The following is a 1,747-nucleotide window of genomic DNA, read 5'->3' as shown; positions in this document are numbered from 1 at the left end:
AATAAGCTTTATATCAGACAAACCATGCTCTGCCGCAACAAGCGCTGACAAGGGTTCGTATCGCACATCACCTTGAGACAAATGGACGTCATTCTCGTCGATATAAGGTGGATTGCTCACGATCAAATCAAACTGAGCATCTTTATCGATCGGGTCAAACCATGAGCCTTGAACAAAATCGACGTTTCGAATTTGGTTTTTAGCTGCATTTGAGCGCGCTAAAAGAACCGCATCCGACTGTAGATCTGAACCTAGCACAGTCCAATTTCGCTGTTCACTTGCTAGAGCTAGTGCTATGGCGCCCGTACCCGTCCCTAGATCAAGTACACTCGCTGCCTCAACATCAGCAAATAAGTCTAACGCCGCTTCAACCAAGCATTCGGTATCAGGACGAGGAATGAGAGTACTTTCATTAACAATAAGATCGAGCGTCCAGAAACCTCGACTACCCGTCAGGTGTGCGACAGGCCGCCCCTTAAGACGCTCTTGCAATAAATGACGGTAGGTTTGAGATTGCTCTACGCTGAGGGACTTTTCGGGCCAAGTACGAAAATAACTTGGCTCTACCTGCAAGACATGCGCTAACAACAATTGGACATCAAGTTCAGGTGTTTCGCTTTGAATATCGGCACTCATTGCGAGTGCCTGCTCTATTGTTATCTGAGCACTCATTTATGCGTCATTCATGCTCGCAAGAAGCTCGGCTTGATGCTCATGCAACAAAGGATCGATCACAGTCCCGAGATCACCTTCCATCACCTCAGCAAGCTTATACAAGGTAAGATTGATGCGATGATCCGTGACACGCCCTTGCGGATAGTTATATGTTCGGATTCGCTCTGAACGATCTCCACTGCCTACCAAACTCTTGCGCTGAGACGATTGCTCAGCTGCAGCCGCCTCTTGTTCTGCACTCAATAACTTAGACGCAAGCAAGGTCATCGCCTTAGCTTTGTTTTTGTGCTGGGAACGTTCGTCCTGACACTCAACAACTACGCCTGTTGGCAAGTGAGTAATACGAATTGCAGAGTCAGTTTTGTTGACGTGCTGACCACCCGCACCCGATGCACGGAAAGTATCAATTCGAAGATCAGCCTTATTAATCTCAACATCATCAACAGATTCGATTTCAGGCATAACCGCAACCGTACATGCTGACGTATGAATACGACCTTGCGATTCAGTTTCAGGAACGCGCTGCACACGGTGCGCACCGGATTCAAACTTCAACGCGCCATAGACACCATCACCAATCACACGCGTAATGATTTCTTTGTAACCACCATGTTCACCAAGGCTTTCACTTACAACTTCAATCTTCCAACGCTTTTGCTCCGCATAACGAGAGTACATGCGAAACAAGTCACCTGAGAAAATCGCAGCTTCGTCACCGCCTGTACCGGCACGAATTTCCAAAAACACGTTATTGCCATCATTCGGGTCTTTCGGCAACAAGAGCATTTGTAACTCATCCGATAAGACCTCCATATTTTTCTCAGCTTCGCCTAACTCTTCTTGCGCCATTTCTCGCATCTCGGCATCACCGTCTTCCATCAACAATTTCGCCTCTTCAATGTCATCTTTCGCTTGGTTAAAGCGAGCAAAACACTGCACGACAGGCTCGATTTCTGAATATTCTTTGGAGTAGGCACGGAATTTATCTTGATCAGAAATCACTTCTGGGTCGCTCAACAACGCGCCCAACTCTTCATATCGCTCCGTAATTTCTTCAAGACGGAGTAGCAAA

2 protein-coding genes are annotated in these 1,747 nt (G+C 47.0%); both read right to left on the bottom strand.

The genetic code is table 11. From position 1 onward, the window contains the following. On the bottom strand, positions 1–672 hold a 672-nt coding region (prmC, locus tag A3762_RS10105; RefSeq protein WP_068755260.1), incomplete at its 3' end, for a peptide chain release factor N(5)-glutamine methyltransferase. Beyond that, positions 673–1,746 carry a peptide chain release factor 1 gene (gene prfA / locus A3762_RS10100; RefSeq protein ID WP_068755258.1) on the bottom strand — a complete coding sequence of 358 codons (1,074 nt, stop codon included), beginning with the start codon at positions 1,744–1,746 and terminating at the stop codon, positions 673–675. Between the last annotated feature and the right edge of the window lies 1 nt (position 1,747).

The organism is Oleiphilus sp. HI0125 (genome assembly GCF_001635355.1).
This window is presented reverse-complemented; position numbering and strand designations above follow the sequence as displayed.